Below are 14,441 nucleotides of genomic sequence, written 5' to 3' on the forward strand. Positions count from 1 at the left end.
AGCGTCTTGGGCGCATGGCCCACGATGCGCTCGTCCACCAGGTGCAGCTCGGCATTCGTGCCGGGGCGGGCGATGGAGCCGGCGTACCACACGCGGTCGCCGGGCTGGAACAGGGTGACCTCGGGGCCCACGGCCTTCACGATGCCGCTGGCGTCCCAGCCCAGCACCTTGTAGTCCTGCCCTTCGACCGGGGCGCTGCGCGAGCTGCTGCCGCGCACCTTGGTGTCCACGGGATTCACGGAGACGGCCTTGACCTCCACCAACAGGTCGTGGCCGGTGGCCACGGGTTCGGGCAGGGTGATGTCGAGCAGCGCATCGGGGTGGCTGATGGGCTGGGATTGCTGGTAACCAACGGCTTTCATGGGAAGGATCCTTTCAGGAGATAGCGTAAGCAAAAAAGAAGACAGTTGAACGGGTCAGGCGATTTCCAGGTCGGCGGCAGTTGCCTCGTACGCCGCGTAGTCGCTGTAGCCCGATGCATCGCCGCCGAACAGCGCCTTGGCATCGAACGCGGCCAGGGGCAGGCCACCCGCCAAGCGCCGGGGCAGGTCGGGGTTGGCGATGAAGGGTCGGCCAAACGCCACCAGGTCGGCAAAGCCATCGCTCAGCACCTGGCTGGCGCGTGCAGCGTCGTAGCCGCCGGCCACAATCACGCGGCCCTGGTAGGCTTGGCGCAGCACGGTGCGAAAGGCGTCGGGGATCTGCGGCGCATCGGCCCAGTCGGCCTCCACCAGGTGCAGGTAGGCCAGGCCCGTGGCGTCGAGCTGGCGCGCCAGGTGCAGGATGGTGGGGATGATCTCGGGGCAGTCCATGCCGCGCTGGGTGATGAAGGGCGCCAGCCGCATGCCGGTGCGCTCGGCCCCGGCCTCGCTGGCCACGGCGGTGGCGACTTCCAGCGCAAAGCGCGTGCGCCCTTCCAAGGTGGCGCCGGTGTAGGCATCGGTGCGCTGGTTCGAGGTGGTGCGCAGGAACTGGTCGATCAGGTAGCCATTGGCGCCATGGATCTCCACGCCATCGAAGTCGGCGCGCATGGCATTGGCCGCCGCGCGGCGGAAGTCGCCCACCACGGCCTGGATGTCCGCCGTCGTCAGCGCACGCGGCACGGGGCTGTCGACCATGCGACCCACGCCATCATCGCCCGCCACCCACACCTGGGCCTGCGGCGCAATGGCCGAGGGCGCCACGGGCAAGCCGTCGGCATGAAAGCTGGCGTGCGACATGCGCCCCACATGCCACAGCTGCAGCACCATGCGCCCGCCCTCGGCATGCACCGCATCGGTCACGCGGCGCCAACCGTCCACCTGCGCGTCGCTGTAGATGCCGGGCGTGAAGCTGTAGCCCTGGCCCTGGGTCGAGATCTGCGTGGCCTCGCTCACGATCAGGCCGGCGCTGGCGCGCTGGGCGTAGTACTGCGCCATCAGCGCATTGGGCACATCGCCTGGCTGGCTGCTGCGGGCGCGCGTCATGGGCGCCATCACGATGCGGCTGGGCAGCGCCAGCGGGCCCAGTTGCAGGGGGCGGAACAGGGGGGATGCAGTGGCGGTCATGGGCTTGGACTCCGATGGCTGGTGAGGGTGGGACGGCGGCAGTGCCGTTTGCATGCCGCAATGGTCTTCCTTTGCAGCCAATTGAAAAACCACCCACGCATTGAAGCCACCTTCAATAAAATATTGAAAATACAGCCAAGGCCCAAGCAATTACCCTGCCCCACACCATGAAAGCCCTGCAAGACCTCGACATCTTCGTGCGCACCGTGGACAACGGCAGTCTCTCGGCTACCGCCCGCGCGCTCGACCTCACGCCCGCCGCCACCAGCGCAGCCTTGAAGCGCCTGGAGGCTGAGCTGGGCGTGCAGCTCTTCGTGCGCTCCACGCGCAGTCTGCGGCTCACGCAACAGGGCGAATTGTTTCTGGAGCAGTGCCGCCCTGCCCTCGCAGCGCTGCAGCAAGCCGGCCAGCAACTGGCGGCTGGCGAGCAGGCGCTGCGCGGGGTGCTGCAGCTGTCGGCCCCGTCGGACCTGGGGCGCAACGTGCTGCTGCCCTGGCTGCACGAGTTCCAGGAGCAGCACCCGCAGGTAGACATCCGCCTGCAGCTGTCAGACCGCGTGGCCAATGTCTACAGCGACCCGGTGGACGCGGCCTTTCGCTACGGCAAGCCGCCGGACTCGGGCCTGGTCGCCCTGCCCCTGGCACCCGGCGTGCGCCGCGTGCTGTGCGCGTCACCCGCCTACATCGCCCAACACGGCGCACCCGCCACCCCGCACGAACTCACCGGGCACGACTGCCTGTGCTTCATGCTCGGCGACGAGGTGCACGACCGCTGGCGCTTCACCCCCGGTGACGGGGCCCCCGAGGTGACCGTGCGGGTGCGCAGCGTCAACGTGTCGAACGACGGCGACGCCGTGCGCCGCTGGGCCCTGCTGGGCAAGGGCATTGCCTACAAGGCCGGGCTCGATGTGGCGGCGGACCTGGCCGCAGGGCGGCTGCAGGCGCTCTGCCCGGAGTGGGCCACGGAGCCCACGCCGCTGTTCCTGGTGGTGCCCAGCCGCCGGCAGCTGACGCCGCTGGTGCGACTGCTCAGGGACTTCGTGGCGGGCAAGACGGCGGGGTTTGCCGCGCCGCTGCACCAGCAGCAGCCTCAGCGCTGAGGTGCATGGCCAGGCCTTGAATAAAGACCGAGGGCCTGCCCAGGCTTCAGACCTTCAGCGAGCGCTCGATATCGGTCAGCTTGTAGCGTGCCAGTGCCAGGTTTCCCTTGTTGCGGTCCAGCACGAGGTACAAGAACAGGCCCTCGGCGTTTGGGACCAGGCGGATCAGGTGGTACTGGTCGGCCAGCGTGATCAGAATGTCCTCGATGCCACGGCGTATGCCCAGTGTCTCCATGGTCTGGAGTTTGGCCTTGACCACTTGAGTGTTGCCGGCGGCCGCCAAGTCCAGGTTCATGCCACCGCCGGCCTGCGCCAGGCACATGCCGCTGCGGTGGTCCACCAATGCCACTGCCAGCGCGCCGTCGATGGTCATGGCAGCGTCCATGGACGTCTTTAGATTCGAGCTCATGTCTTCTGCACTTCTTTCTTCGTTGAAATAATCACTGACCTTCTGCACCTTGCCGAGCTGCTCCATCAGCACGAACCACAGTGTTTGCGGGTCGCTGTTGGGCAGCTGGTACTTGTGCACGCCGGCACGCTGCTGCGTGCGCAGAAACTTGGCGATCTCCATCTCCTCCATCACCGCATTGGGCAAGAGGAAGAACCACACCGCCGGTGCCGTGCGCACCGTCTCGTGCGCCAGCACGGCGGGCAGCATGGCAAAGATGCCCGGCCCCACCAGGATGGCCACGGCTTCCGGCCGGGGCGGCAGGCTGGCCAGGTCAGCTGCGCCAGCTGGCCGGTACCAGCTGATCAGCGGGGCCCCTGCCATGCCGCCCAGCGGCATCTTTTCCCAGGCGCCGGGGCCCGTGGTGCCTGACACACCCAGTTGGGCCAGAGCATGGCCGCCTATGCGGGAAGTGAGGTCCAGAACAGCGATTTCAGGTGCGTGCATCAACGGTGGTTTCCTGGAGTGGGTTTCGGGGTCTGCCCACGCGCAAAGGCGCAACAGGACACAGCCGTGCCTGCCTGCCTGGCAGGCGAGGTATCGGGGTAAGGTTGGCGGGTTGCCAGGAGTGTTGGCAAAAAGGCGCGGTCAGCCGCTGACGACGCTGCTCTCCAGCCGCGCAATGGCCTGGTGCACACGGCCCAGATTGGCCCGCTGCACGCGGGACGCCTGGGTGATGCCATCCATCGCCCCGCTGGCGGCATGGGCCGCCTGTTTCATCTGCAGCATCATGCGGCCCGACTCCTGCACGCGGTCAGAGCCGCGCTGCACGCTGTCGGACGAAGACCCGATCACGGTCTTGATCTCCTTGGCCGCTTCGGAACTGCGGTGCGCCAGGCTTCGCACCTCATTGGCCACCACGGCAAAGCCACGCCCGTGCTCGCCCGCGCGGGCCGCCTCCACGGCGGCGTTCAGCGCCAGCAGATTGGTCTGGAAGGCGATGCCCTCGATCAGGCCCACCATCTCGCCGATGCGGCCAGAGTTGGCCCGTATGCCCTGCATGGCGTCTATGGCGCCCTGGACCGAATGCTCGCCCTCGCTGGCCATGGCCACCACCACGCCCGACTGCTGCTGGGCCTCGTCAGCACGCGCCGCGCTCTCCTGCACCAGCTGCTGCAACTGCTCGAAAGCGGCCTGCACCAGCCGCGTGGCCTCAAACCGGGCGGTGATATCGGTCGCGTACTTCACCACCTTGAACGGCTGCCCTTTCTGGTCGAACACCGGGTTGTAGTTCGCCTCGATCCAGACATCCTTGCCCGACCTGTCCAGCCGCCGAAACTGGCCACGGTGGTATTGCCCCTGCGCCAGGCTCTTCCAGAACAGTGCGTATTCGGGACTGCGCGCCTCTGCGGGATCAACGAACATGGAATGGTGCTGGCCCGCCAGTTCCTCTTCGCTGGCATAGCCCATGGTGGTCAGGAAATTGTGGTTGGCACGCAGCACCCTGCCATCGAGCGTGAACTCGATCACCGCCTGGGCACGGCTCACGGCCGCCAGCTGGCTTTGGGCCTCGGCCTCGCTGCGCACCTGGTCGGTGATGTCCATGGCGTATTTCACGATCTTGCGCACCCGGCCCCGGTGGTCCAGCACCGGGCTGTAATTGGCCTGCAGCCACACCGCTTCTCCGGTGTGCTTGATACGCTTGCAGCGCCCGACAAAGGCCTTGCCGGCGTTCAAATGCTCCCAGAACGCACGGTACTGGGCTTCATCGTGCTCCTGCATGTCAAGGAACATGCGGTGGTGCATGCCCACCAGTTCATCACGGCGGTACTCCATCAACCGCACGAAATGGGTGTTGGCATAGAGGATCCTGCCTGCAGCATCGAACTCGATCACGGCCTGGTTGCGGTAAAGGGCCTTCAGCTGGCGGCCTACCGTCGCAAGGTACCAACGCTTCAAAACAGACATCATCCCCACCTGCAGCCTTTCAGACATTCCAGCGCAGCGACAGGCTGAGCAAGCCACCATCAAGGGTTTACCCTAGGCGTGGTTTATTGTATGCATACGTATCAAAAGATTACGCACGGTTCAATTTGTTTAACAATCCGTAGGGGAATAGCACCGGTCCAATGCATTGGTCCCAGGCAAGCTGTACATCCACCGCCTCTTGCCAGAAGCACGGGCTCACCAGGGCGTGCCTGCCAGCGCTCCGAAGACGCTGGGCGTGTGCTCGCGGTCGCGCATCCAGCCCGGCACGTCCGCCGCCGGCATGGGTGAGGCTATGTGAAACCCCTGCACCAGGTCGCAGCCCTGCCCGGTCAGCACCTGCAGTTGCTCGGGCGTTTCCACGCCTTCGGCCACCACCTCCATGCCCAGCCCGTGCGCAAGCTGTATCACCGCCTGCACCACATGGCGCGCCTGTTCGCTGCTGGCCAGGTCGGTGACGAAGCTGCGGTCGATCTTGAGCTGCTGTGCGGGAATGTGGCGCAGGTGCGCCAGTGACGAGTAGCCGGTGCCGAAGTCGTCGATGGACAGCCGCACCCCCAGGGCCGCGATGCGTTCGAGCGTGGCGCGCTCCTGCACCGAGTGCTCCATCATGGTCGATTCGGTGATCTCGCACACCAGTTGCGAGGGGCGCAGCCGGTGCGCCCCCAGCGCCTGGCCGATGCGTTCCACCAAATCGGGCTGGCGCAACTGGTGGGGTGACAGGTTGATGGCAATGTGGCACCGCAGCCCCTGCGCCTGCCAATGCGCCAGCTGCGCGCAGGCCGTGTCGATCACCCAGTTGCCAATGGCGCCGATGAGGCCATAGCGCTCGGCCAGCGGGATGAAGATCTCGGGGCTGACCTGCCCGAACTTCTCGTGCTCCCAGCGCAGCAGGGCCTCCAGGCCATGCACCTGGCCCTGGGTGCAGTCCACCTTGGGCTGGTAGTGCAGCGCCAGGTCGCCGCGCTCCAGCGACTCGCGCAGCGCCTGGCGCATCAGCACCTCTTCGGTGCCCTCGTCGGACATGGACTTTTCGTACAGCACGCAACTGCCGCCGCCGGCACGCTTGGCCTCGTACATCGCCGCATCGGCGCAGGCCAGCAAACGGTCGCCCGAGGGCTCCTGACCGGGGTGCAGCACCACGCCGATGGAGCACGACAGCGAGACCCTGTGCCGGCCCACCGGGTACGGGCGCCGCAGCACTTCGATGATGCGGCCGCCCACGCGCATGGCGTCCTCGTCGGCCGTGGGCGATTCGATCAGCGCCACGAACTCGTCCCCACCCAGCCGGGCCAGCAGGTCGGCGCCCCGCACCACGGACTGCAGGCGCCGCGCCACCTCCTTGAGCACCCCATCGCCCGCAGCGTGGCCGAAGGTGTCGTTGATGGGCTTGAAGCCGTCGAGGTCGATGAACATCACGCCCAGCGCGCAGGGCAGCCCTGCGTCCGTGGCCGCGCCCTGCGCGGCAATGCGTTGCACGGCCTGGTCCAGCCGCTCGTGGAACATGGCGCGGTTGGGCAGGCCGGTGAGCGGGTCCTCAAACGCCTGGCGCTGCAGTTGGTCGTTGGCGCACCGCAGGTCGGCATTGGCCTGGCGCAGCGAGTCGGCCAGGTCGGAGATGCGGCGCTCGGCGTGCTTGCGCGCGGTGACGTCGCGCGACAGGGCGATGAAGGTGGGCCCCTCCTGCCCGCCTTGTCCTTCTTGCCCCTCTTGCAGGCCATCGGCCGGCTTGCGCGCCACCGACAGCTCGAACCAGCGCTCTCCGGCGGGCAGGTGCAGGCGGTAGGTGCGCGGGCTGGCATGCCCCAGGGTGTGCGCCTCGGCGGCGGCGGCCATGGCCAGCTCGCGCAGCTTGGGCGAGAGGGCCTCGTTGACCGTGCGGCCCAACAGTGCGCGGTAGTGCGTGGCCAGTTCTTCGTTGGCGGGCACATTGCACTGGATGAAGCGGCCCTGGGCATCGAGCTCGAACAGCAGGTCGGGCAGCGCATCGAGGATGGCCGCGTTGCGCGCCTGCGCAAGCTGCAGGTCGCGCTGGATGCCGAAGTTCTTGAGCAGGTGCCGCAGCCGGTGGCCCAGGATGGACCAGTTCACGGGCTTGGAGATGAAGTCCGTCGCGCCGGCCGCATATGCGTTCTCGACGGACGCCACATCGTCATTGCCCGTGACCAGCACGATGGGCACGAATGGGCCAGCCTCGCCGCGCAATATGCTGCACAGCTCGTAGCCGTTGAGGCCCGGCATCTCCACGTCCAGCAGCACCAGCGAGCAGGCCGATTGGCGGAACGCGATCAGCGCAGAGGCCCCGTCCTCGGCCAGCACGGGCTCGAAGCCGAGCTTGCGCACGGCGGCCCGCAGCATGGCGCGCATGCCGGGGTCGTCGTCGGCGATCAGCACGCGGGTGGCGGCCACCAGCGCCGATTCAGGCGGCTGCCCATCCAGCAAGGCCAGCGCCTCCTTGCTCATGGGTGCGCCTCCAGCACAGCCTGCAGGCCGGCCACAGTGCGGCTGTGGGCAGCGTGCATGCGCGCCAGCCCCTGGCGCACCGCCGGGGCGTCGCCCGCGAGCGCATGGCGCTCCACGCTGCGCAGGCCCTCGGCCAGCTCCAGCGCGCCGGCATGGGCGGCCGAGGACTTGAGGCCGTGGGCGATGCGCGCTGCATCGGCCAGCCGGCCATCGGCCAGCGCCTGCTCCATGCCCGCCAGGCCTTGCGCGGCGGCATCGAGGAAGCCCGTCACCACCTCGCGCAGCAGCCCCGTGCCGCCGTGCTCGTCCAGGTACAGCAGGGTCTCGACCGCGCGCGCGTCGATGGCCGCGTGGTCATCGAACGGCGCCACGGTAGCTTCCGGCATGCCCACAGGCAGGACACTCCGGGCCTGCAGCCAGGGCGCAAGGGCTGCGGCCAGGGTGCCCATGCCGTAGGGCTTGGCGATGAAGCCGTCCATCCCGCTGGCCCGGCACCGGGCCGCGTCGTCGGCACCGGCGTTGGCCGTGAGGGCGATGATGGGCAGGCTGGCCCCGCGTCCATCCGGCAGGCCGCGTATCGCCCGGGTGGCGGCATAGCCATCCACCACGGGCATCTGGCAGTCCATGAGCACGGCGTCGAAATCGTGCTGGCGCACCTGCTCGATGGCCTGCGCGCCGTCGTGCGCCTCGCGCCAGGCCAGGCCCAGCTTGCGCAGCATGCCCGCCGCCACGGCGCGGTTGACCGGGTGGTCCTCCACCAGCAGCACCGTACCTTGCAGCCGGGGAACAGCGTCCACAGCCGCCCCTGCAGCACCTTCCTCGCGGTCGATACGGGCTGGCACCGGGCCGGCCAAGGGCAGCTCCAGTTGCACCGCAAAGCGCGACCCGGCCCCCGGCTGGCTCTGCACCGCAATATCACCCCCCATGGCCCGCGCCAGGTCGCGGCAGATCGCCAGGCCCAGACCTGTGCCGCCGAATCGGCGTGTGGTCGACCCGTCGGCCTGGGCAAAGCGCTCGAAGATGCGTTCCCGCGCCTCGGCCGGTATCCCAATGCCCGAGTCCTGCACCACGATGTCCACCTGGGCGCGCCCGGCCACCTGCGCTGGCGCCACCCACACCTGCACACCCACCCTGCCCTGCTCCGTGAACTTGATCGCGTTGCCGATGAGGTTGGCCACGATCTGCCGCAGGCGCAGCGGGTCGCCCACCAGCTGGCACTCGGGCATCTGCCACTTCACCTGCGCCTGCAGGTCCAGGCCCTTGGCCAGCGCGGGCTGCACGAACATGGCCTGCGCCTCATCGATCTCGCGCCGCAGGTCGAAGTCGACCCGCTCCAGCCGCAGTTGCCCGGCCTCGATCTTGGAGACATCCAGCACGTCGTCGATCAGCGCCAGCAGGTGCCGGCCCGAGGCCTGCACCGCACCGGCCCACCCGCGCTGCTCGCTGCTCAGGCCGCTGCCGAGCAGCAGCTCGTTCATGCCCAGCACGCCATTGAGCGGCGTGCGGATCTCGTGGCTGATGGTGGCCAGAAACTCGCTCTTGACCAGGGCCAGTTGCTCGGCCGCCAGGCGCGCGCGCTCCAGCGCCCACTGGGCCGCATAGTCCTTGCGCACGATGAACTCGCGCCACCAGCCCACCCCCACCGCCAGCAAAAACAGCGTGAGCACGTGGTAGGACCAGTAGGCCGCCTCGGCCGCCGACTGGCCGGGGTGCCACCACAGCGTGGCACAGAAGACCGCGAGGATGGACAGGCCCGCCATCAGCGCCCAGCGGAACTGCAGGCCCAGCACGATGAAGCAGTAGAACTCCAGGAAGGTGAAGTTCAGGATGCCGACCCACGAGGTCAGCCCCTCGCCCCCGGCCGCATCAATGCGCAGCAATATCCAGAACAGGCACAGCGACAGCGCAACGATGAAGCCGGCCAGCACCGGCTGCCAATGCCGGCGCGTCTGCGGCAAAAAGGTGTACGCCAGGCCCAGCAGCAAAATGGGCACGGCCACCTGCAGCCGCAGCGCGTTGCCCGCCACCGTGGGGTAGGCCAGCCAGTCGACCAGGAAGTCGCCCAGCACCAGCAGCACGCCCAACACCAGCGCGCCCTGGGCGTAGCGGTGGTAGAACGACAGGTAGTGCTCGCCAAACGCATGCTCGACCTGCGCCGATTCAAAGCGCAGCAGCACCCTCAGCCGCAGGGTGGGCGCGGCGTCCTCAAAGGTGCGGGGGGGCCCGCTGGCGGTGCCCATGGCGGGAATTGAATCGGTGGAGTCGGGTGGTTTGGGGATATCCTATAACGAATTGTTACTTTCGCGCAGCGGAGATTGGTGATGGCCCCGCAGGTCACTCGACGCCGCACGCTGGCGTGGGGGTAGCTACCACCACATCAGGCCATGGGCTATGCAGGCCCCGCCTGCGGCAAGGTGAAGCTGAGCGCGATCCGCTCCCGCCCCGGAACCACCGTCCTCATCGCACCAGGGATGTCGATGTAAGGGCGGCCCCTCAACAGCCGGTCCGGCTGCATGAAGCCCGCAAACACCTCGATGGTGATGCCCCCGCTGTCTTCCACCGCAACGTCCTGCGGGCGGATGCCATCGAAGTCGGGCCAGGCGTAGCCCAGCAACTGCTCGGTGGCAGCCTTGCGCGCGCCCGCCTTGCCGCGCACCACCAGCCGAGCCAGGTCGAGCGACCCATCCCACTCCAGCCACAGCGCCAATGAGCCGCCGTCGTGCTTCACCGTGGCCAGTTTCACTGCATGGTAAAAACCCTCGGCCGCCAAAGCCTGCAAGGCCGGCAGGTAGGCACTGCGGTCCACGCCGCAGGCATCCAGCACTATCTGCAAGCCAGCCAAAAACGCGGCATGGGCCGCCAGCGCGCGCTCGGGGGCAGGCAACAGGGCAATGGCATTCCAGTCGGCCGCGACCTCCACCTCGGTGCAGCCATCGAACACCTCGCCGGTCCAGGCGGCGGGATGTTCCACCCCGTAGATATTGACCTTGGCGATGTCCCTGCCCGTGCGCAGCCCAAGCTTGCGCAGCGTCTTGTGCAACTGGTACTCGATGGGCCCGAGCAGCCACAGCTCGGGCAAGAACCCGGGCACACCGCTGCTGCGCGAGTGCCGCGCCAGGTCGCGCAGGGCCCGGCCCGGCGTTGCCGGGGGTGTCATGGCATCGCCCTGCCCTTCGCCACCTCGATCAATTGGGCCGCTTCATGATGACCTGGCGCAGCTCTTCGTACTCGCTGCGCGTCACGGCCTGGGCGTCGTAGGCCTTCACCAGGTCATCGAGCTCGCGGCCCTTGGAGAACTTGACTCCCTCCTGCACGGTCACGCGCGAAGTGCTGCTGCTGACGCAGCCGGCCAGCGACGCCAGGCATGCGCAGACGATGGTGATGGTGGCAATCCGATGGTTGTTGTGCTTGTTCATGGCGCTGATCTCACTCACTTCACGCTGTCGATCAGCCGGCGGCGCTGGCTGTCGTACTCACGGCTGCTCAATGCGCCGTTGTTGAAGGCGCTCTTCAGGTCGATCAACTGCTGGCCGATGGTGGCCTCCACCGGCGCGCGCACGACGTCGGTTGAACTGCATGCCGGCAGGGCCAGCACGGCCGCCACTGCCAGGAACGCCATGGTTGGGAATTTCATGCACCCTCCTCCTTTGATTTCAGACGCTGAATCCTAGCCCACTTCCAGGAGGCAGAAGGCATGGAAGTGACTTTGGCGCCCCCTCTCCTTTTCGTCTGCGCCCTTGCTTTCATCTATGCTCACATCGCCATGCACCTCATCACACCAACCCCTCTGCAGGACCTGCTGCTCGACCCCGCGACTCACCCGCGTGGCCAGCCGCACCTGAGCGCCGCCAGCGGCCTGGTGCGGTCCGGTGCATGGCTCTACCTGGTGGCGGACGATGAGCACCACCTGGGCCTGCTGCCTGCCGGCGCAGCCGTGCTGCAGCACTTGCCACAGGCACCGCTGGTGCAGTTGCACCGCATCCTGCCAGGCGACCTGCCAGCCGAGCCGAAGGCTCGCAAAAAGCGCAAGCCCGATCTGGAAGCGCTGGCCCTGCTGCCCGCGTCGCCCGCACACCCGAGCGGGGCGCTGCTGGCCCTCGGGTCCGGGTCCAAGCCCAATCGGCAGCGGGGCGTTGTCATCGCGCTCGATGCCACCGGGCGTCCCGATGGTGCTGCGCAGGTGGTGGACCTGTCTGCGCTCTACGCGCCCCTGCGCTCGGAGTTTGCGGACTTGAATATCGAAGGCGCATTCATCGGAAATGACTGTCTGCACCTGCTACAGCGCGGCAACAAGGGCGATGCGCGCAATGCCTGCATCAGCTACCCACTGGCCCCATTGCTGGCTTGGCTCGCTGGCACGCGCACGGAGCCACCGGCGCCGCTGCGCACCACCCAGTTCGACCTGGGCACGGTGGATGGCGTGCCACTGGGCTTTACCGACGGCGCGGCCCTGCCCAATGGCGAGGGCTGGCTGTTCAGCGCCGTGGCCGAGAACACCGACGACAGCTATGCGGACGGCGAATGCGTGGCATCGGCCATCGGCTGGGTGGGTGCGGATGGGGTGCTGGAACGCATGGCGCCGCTGCAGGGGGCGCCCAAGGTCGAAGGTATTGCGCTGGCGGGTGATCGGCTGCTGATGGTCACGGATGCGGACGATCCGGAGCGTGCGTCGCGGTTGCTGTTGATCGCGCTCGCTTGAACTGGGGCGGCCTCGCTGCCCCAGCCAACAATGCACACCTCAATGCTTGGCTGGTGTCACTCAGCGTCCGACCCGATGGGCGGCGGCACCGCGAGCCACGAATTTTGGTCCAGTGTTCGCCATGCACATCCTCGTTCACAACCGGGGTGATATGGGTTGGGTACAAGGCATCCCGTCCATCCTTGCGCGGGCCGGAGATCGAGTAGCGATCACCTGTTCATGCAGCCCCGGCATCGTACCAATGACGGAATTTCGCAAAAGCGACTACATTATAAAAATCAACGAGCAGCCCAATCATAAAATGACTTTGCAACCGAAATTCGCGACTGATGCTCTCGATAGACTTGCAGAACGTGTTGACTATGAAGAATGGTTTCTTGAGGCGATACATTCTATCGCGGAGCAAGATTTATTTCCATCGTGGCCTGATGCAGTAATTTACCCTATAAACCAACCAAAGCCCATATACTACACCTTTGGTCGCGGCAATGTTATTCTCGGCGACTGGCGACCTGGATTCTTGGCAGCCGGAGCACCTTTAATTTTTATTTGCACATTCAAGATACTGGATATGCTTATAGAATGGATCCTAAATGAGAATGGACTTCCATCATCTTTTCGATTTCAAGAAAAACTGAAAAATCTAAAGAACTCTCCCAAATTCCCGCCAGTTATAGAATGTCGTCCATGGCTGCAAGAAAGACTCATCGGTTTATATGCCGAACTTGAACCACTTCGCGGAACAGTAATTCATGATAAACATTTCACGTCGACAGGCGGTGGAATTGAGGTATCCAGTTCAAAGAAGGGTGCAGTTGGACCACCCCTCAGCGTTTGCGCCGATAGCCTGAGAAAGCTTGGTTTAACAATTGTGAGCATCCTGAAGTATGTCAAAGGCACTTGGCTGATTGACGATTTTCGCTAAAAGTTACTCCGTCACCACCTAGATGAACTCTCCATCATTCACAAGCTTCCTTCACTTGGGCAAAAACATCCTTTTCATACTCAAGTGCGCTTTTACACCCATGAATCAAATTTATCTTCCGTTGATCCGAAGAATATCACGAAAAACCTTTGCGAAAGGTATACAGATCATGATTGCTCATTCGATCTACGCGTACTGGTCGTAGAAAATCACAAAATAATGGACGCTTACTTCTTTCCATGGCAAATTCTCACGAGCCAGAATTCATTTTGGCAACAAGAAATTGACATAAAAAACTTCAAAACAGAAATACCAAATGATATAAAATCAGAGCACTTAGGCTGAAGCGCCATCTAATGAAAAATCGATTAAAACATTAGTTATATAATATTTTTAGAGCATGAATTGCTAAATATTTGACAACTACAGTTCATCGTCCGAGGGGAGAAGTATCAGCGTTTTAGTCATGCAAATGCCCCCTTGAACGCCGCCCCCAACACCCTCACAGCCTTTCTCCCCCGTCCACCCCGCACCCGCGAATGCAACACCACCGGCAGCTGCGGCAACGTCGGCAGCCCAGCCGCGCGCCTACCTGCACCGCCCCCAGCGGCACCATGCGCGGCGCGAGGGCGGCTATGCCCAGCCCCGCAATCACAGCCGCAGACACAGCCGCCACCCCGCCCCCCCCCACAAACGCCTCGCGCCAGGGCACACCAGCCTCGTCGAGCAACTGGCTGGCCATCACCCGCACGCCGCAAGGCTCAGCCAGCGTGACGATGGGCAGTGGCTCGCCCGCGCAATGCTGCCAGGTGGGCGCAGCAAACCAGCCAAAGGGCTCTTCGGCCAGCACCTGCCCATCGCTGCGGTCGGCGTGAAAGCGCACGATGGCCACATCGAGTTCGCGCCGGTCATAGGCCTGCAGCAGGCCGCCAGAGGAGCCGATGCGGATCTCGATCACCAGGCCCGGGTCGTGTGCGTTCATGCGGGCGATGAGGGCGGGCAGGTCGGGCCCGGCCACGTGGTCGCTGATGCCGATGGCAATGCGCTCGCGGTCGCGTTGCTCGGCAAAGGTGGCCAGGGTGCGCTGGTGTACGGCGAGCAGTTCGCGTGCGGGTGCCAGAAAGGCCGCGCCGCGTGCCGACAGCTCCACATGGCGCGGGGTGCGTTCGATAAGGCGGCAGCCGAGGCGGTCTTCCAGGCGCTTGAGTTTCAGGCTCACTGCGGCCTGGGTGGTCTGCATGACCTCGGCCGCGCGGGTAAAATGCCCAGCATCGCCAATTTCAGCAGTCGATCGCCACGATGCACACCTGGCACTATCTGACAGTGCCCACGT

Annotated in this window: 12 protein-coding genes and 1 pseudogene; 3 read left to right on the plus strand and 10 right to left on the minus strand. The window is 65.6% G+C overall.

From position 1 onward, the window contains the following. Nucleotides 1-362 (minus strand): alcohol dehydrogenase catalytic domain-containing protein (locus ASE28_RS05505; RefSeq protein WP_157421881.1); only part of this gene is annotated, 362 nt, incomplete at its 3' end. A 54-nt stretch (nucleotides 363-416) separates the two neighbouring features. Then, complete coding sequence (locus tag ASE28_RS05510) at nucleotides 417-1,547, minus strand: alkene reductase (protein WP_057265315.1); 1,131 nt, start codon at nucleotides 1,545-1,547, stop codon at nucleotides 417-419. A 167-nt stretch (nucleotides 1,548-1,714) separates the two neighbouring features. On the opposite strand from ASE28_RS05510, the gene ASE28_RS05515 reads away from it, so the two are divergent. Continuing rightward, nucleotides 1,715-2,647 carry a LysR family transcriptional regulator gene (locus ASE28_RS05515; RefSeq protein ID WP_057265317.1) on the plus strand — a complete coding sequence of 311 codons (933 nt, stop codon included), beginning with the start codon at nucleotides 1,715-1,717 and terminating at the stop codon, nucleotides 2,645-2,647. Nucleotides 2,648-2,693: 46 nt separating this feature from the next. Here ASE28_RS05515 and ASE28_RS33490 read toward each other — a convergent pair whose 3' ends face one another. The 7 genes from ASE28_RS33490 to ASE28_RS05550 form a co-directional block, all read right to left on the minus strand. Further along, the gene (locus tag ASE28_RS33490) at nucleotides 2,694-3,542 is read right to left on the minus strand and encodes a hypothetical protein (RefSeq protein WP_369818121.1); all 849 of its coding nucleotides are present in this window, start codon (nucleotides 3,540-3,542) and stop codon (nucleotides 2,694-2,696) included. Nucleotides 3,543-3,683: 141 nt separating this feature from the next. After that, nucleotides 3,684-5,003 carry a PAS domain-containing methyl-accepting chemotaxis protein gene (locus ASE28_RS33420; protein WP_304439359.1) on the minus strand — a complete coding sequence of 440 codons (1,320 nt, stop codon included), beginning with the start codon at nucleotides 5,001-5,003 and terminating at the stop codon, nucleotides 3,684-3,686. Between the two features lie 216 nt (nucleotides 5,004-5,219). Continuing rightward, nucleotides 5,220-7,484 carry an EAL domain-containing protein gene (locus ASE28_RS05530; protein WP_057265322.1) on the minus strand — a complete coding sequence of 755 codons (2,265 nt, stop codon included), beginning with the start codon at nucleotides 7,482-7,484 and terminating at the stop codon, nucleotides 5,220-5,222. After that, nucleotides 7,481-9,724: an ATP-binding protein gene (locus ASE28_RS05535; protein ID WP_057265324.1), complete on the minus strand. Its 2,244-nt coding sequence runs from the start codon at nucleotides 9,722-9,724 to the stop codon at nucleotides 7,481-7,483. The genes ASE28_RS05530 and ASE28_RS05535 overlap by 4 nt, the downstream gene beginning before the upstream one ends. 149 nt (nucleotides 9,725-9,873) lie before the next feature. After that, on the minus strand, nucleotides 9,874-10,641 hold the full coding sequence (locus tag ASE28_RS05540; RefSeq protein ID WP_057265326.1) for a hypothetical protein: 768 nt from the start codon (nucleotides 10,639-10,641) through the stop codon (nucleotides 9,874-9,876). 28 nt (nucleotides 10,642-10,669) lie between these two features. Then, the gene (locus tag ASE28_RS05545) at nucleotides 10,670-10,900 is read right to left on the minus strand and encodes a hypothetical protein (protein ID WP_057265328.1); all 231 of its coding nucleotides are present in this window, start codon (nucleotides 10,898-10,900) and stop codon (nucleotides 10,670-10,672) included. A 14-nt stretch (nucleotides 10,901-10,914) separates the two neighbouring features. Further along, on the minus strand, nucleotides 10,915-11,118 hold the full coding sequence (locus ASE28_RS05550; protein ID WP_157421883.1) for a hypothetical protein: 204 nt from the start codon (nucleotides 11,116-11,118) through the stop codon (nucleotides 10,915-10,917). Between the two features lie 129 nt (nucleotides 11,119-11,247). Between ASE28_RS05550 and ASE28_RS05555 the strand changes: the two genes are divergently transcribed. Both ASE28_RS05555 and ASE28_RS31175 read left to right on the plus strand, forming a co-directional pair. After that, nucleotides 11,248-12,183 (plus strand): hypothetical protein, encoded by a 936-nt coding sequence (locus ASE28_RS05555; protein WP_157421884.1) that lies wholly within the window; start codon nucleotides 11,248-11,250, stop codon nucleotides 12,181-12,183. A 121-nt stretch (nucleotides 12,184-12,304) separates the two neighbouring features. Beyond that, nucleotides 12,305-13,108 (plus strand): hypothetical protein, encoded by an 804-nt coding sequence (locus ASE28_RS31175; protein WP_200963907.1) that lies wholly within the window; start codon nucleotides 12,305-12,307, stop codon nucleotides 13,106-13,108. 464 nt (nucleotides 13,109-13,572) lie between these two features. Here ASE28_RS31175 and ASE28_RS05560 read toward each other — a convergent pair. Beyond that, a pseudogene (locus ASE28_RS05560) lies at nucleotides 13,573-14,432 on the minus strand (LysR family transcriptional regulator). Nucleotides 14,433-14,441 lie beyond the last annotated feature (9 nt).

The organism is Acidovorax sp. Root219, from assembly GCF_001428665.1.
Lineage (GTDB): Bacteria > Pseudomonadota > Gammaproteobacteria > Burkholderiales > Burkholderiaceae_C > Acidovorax.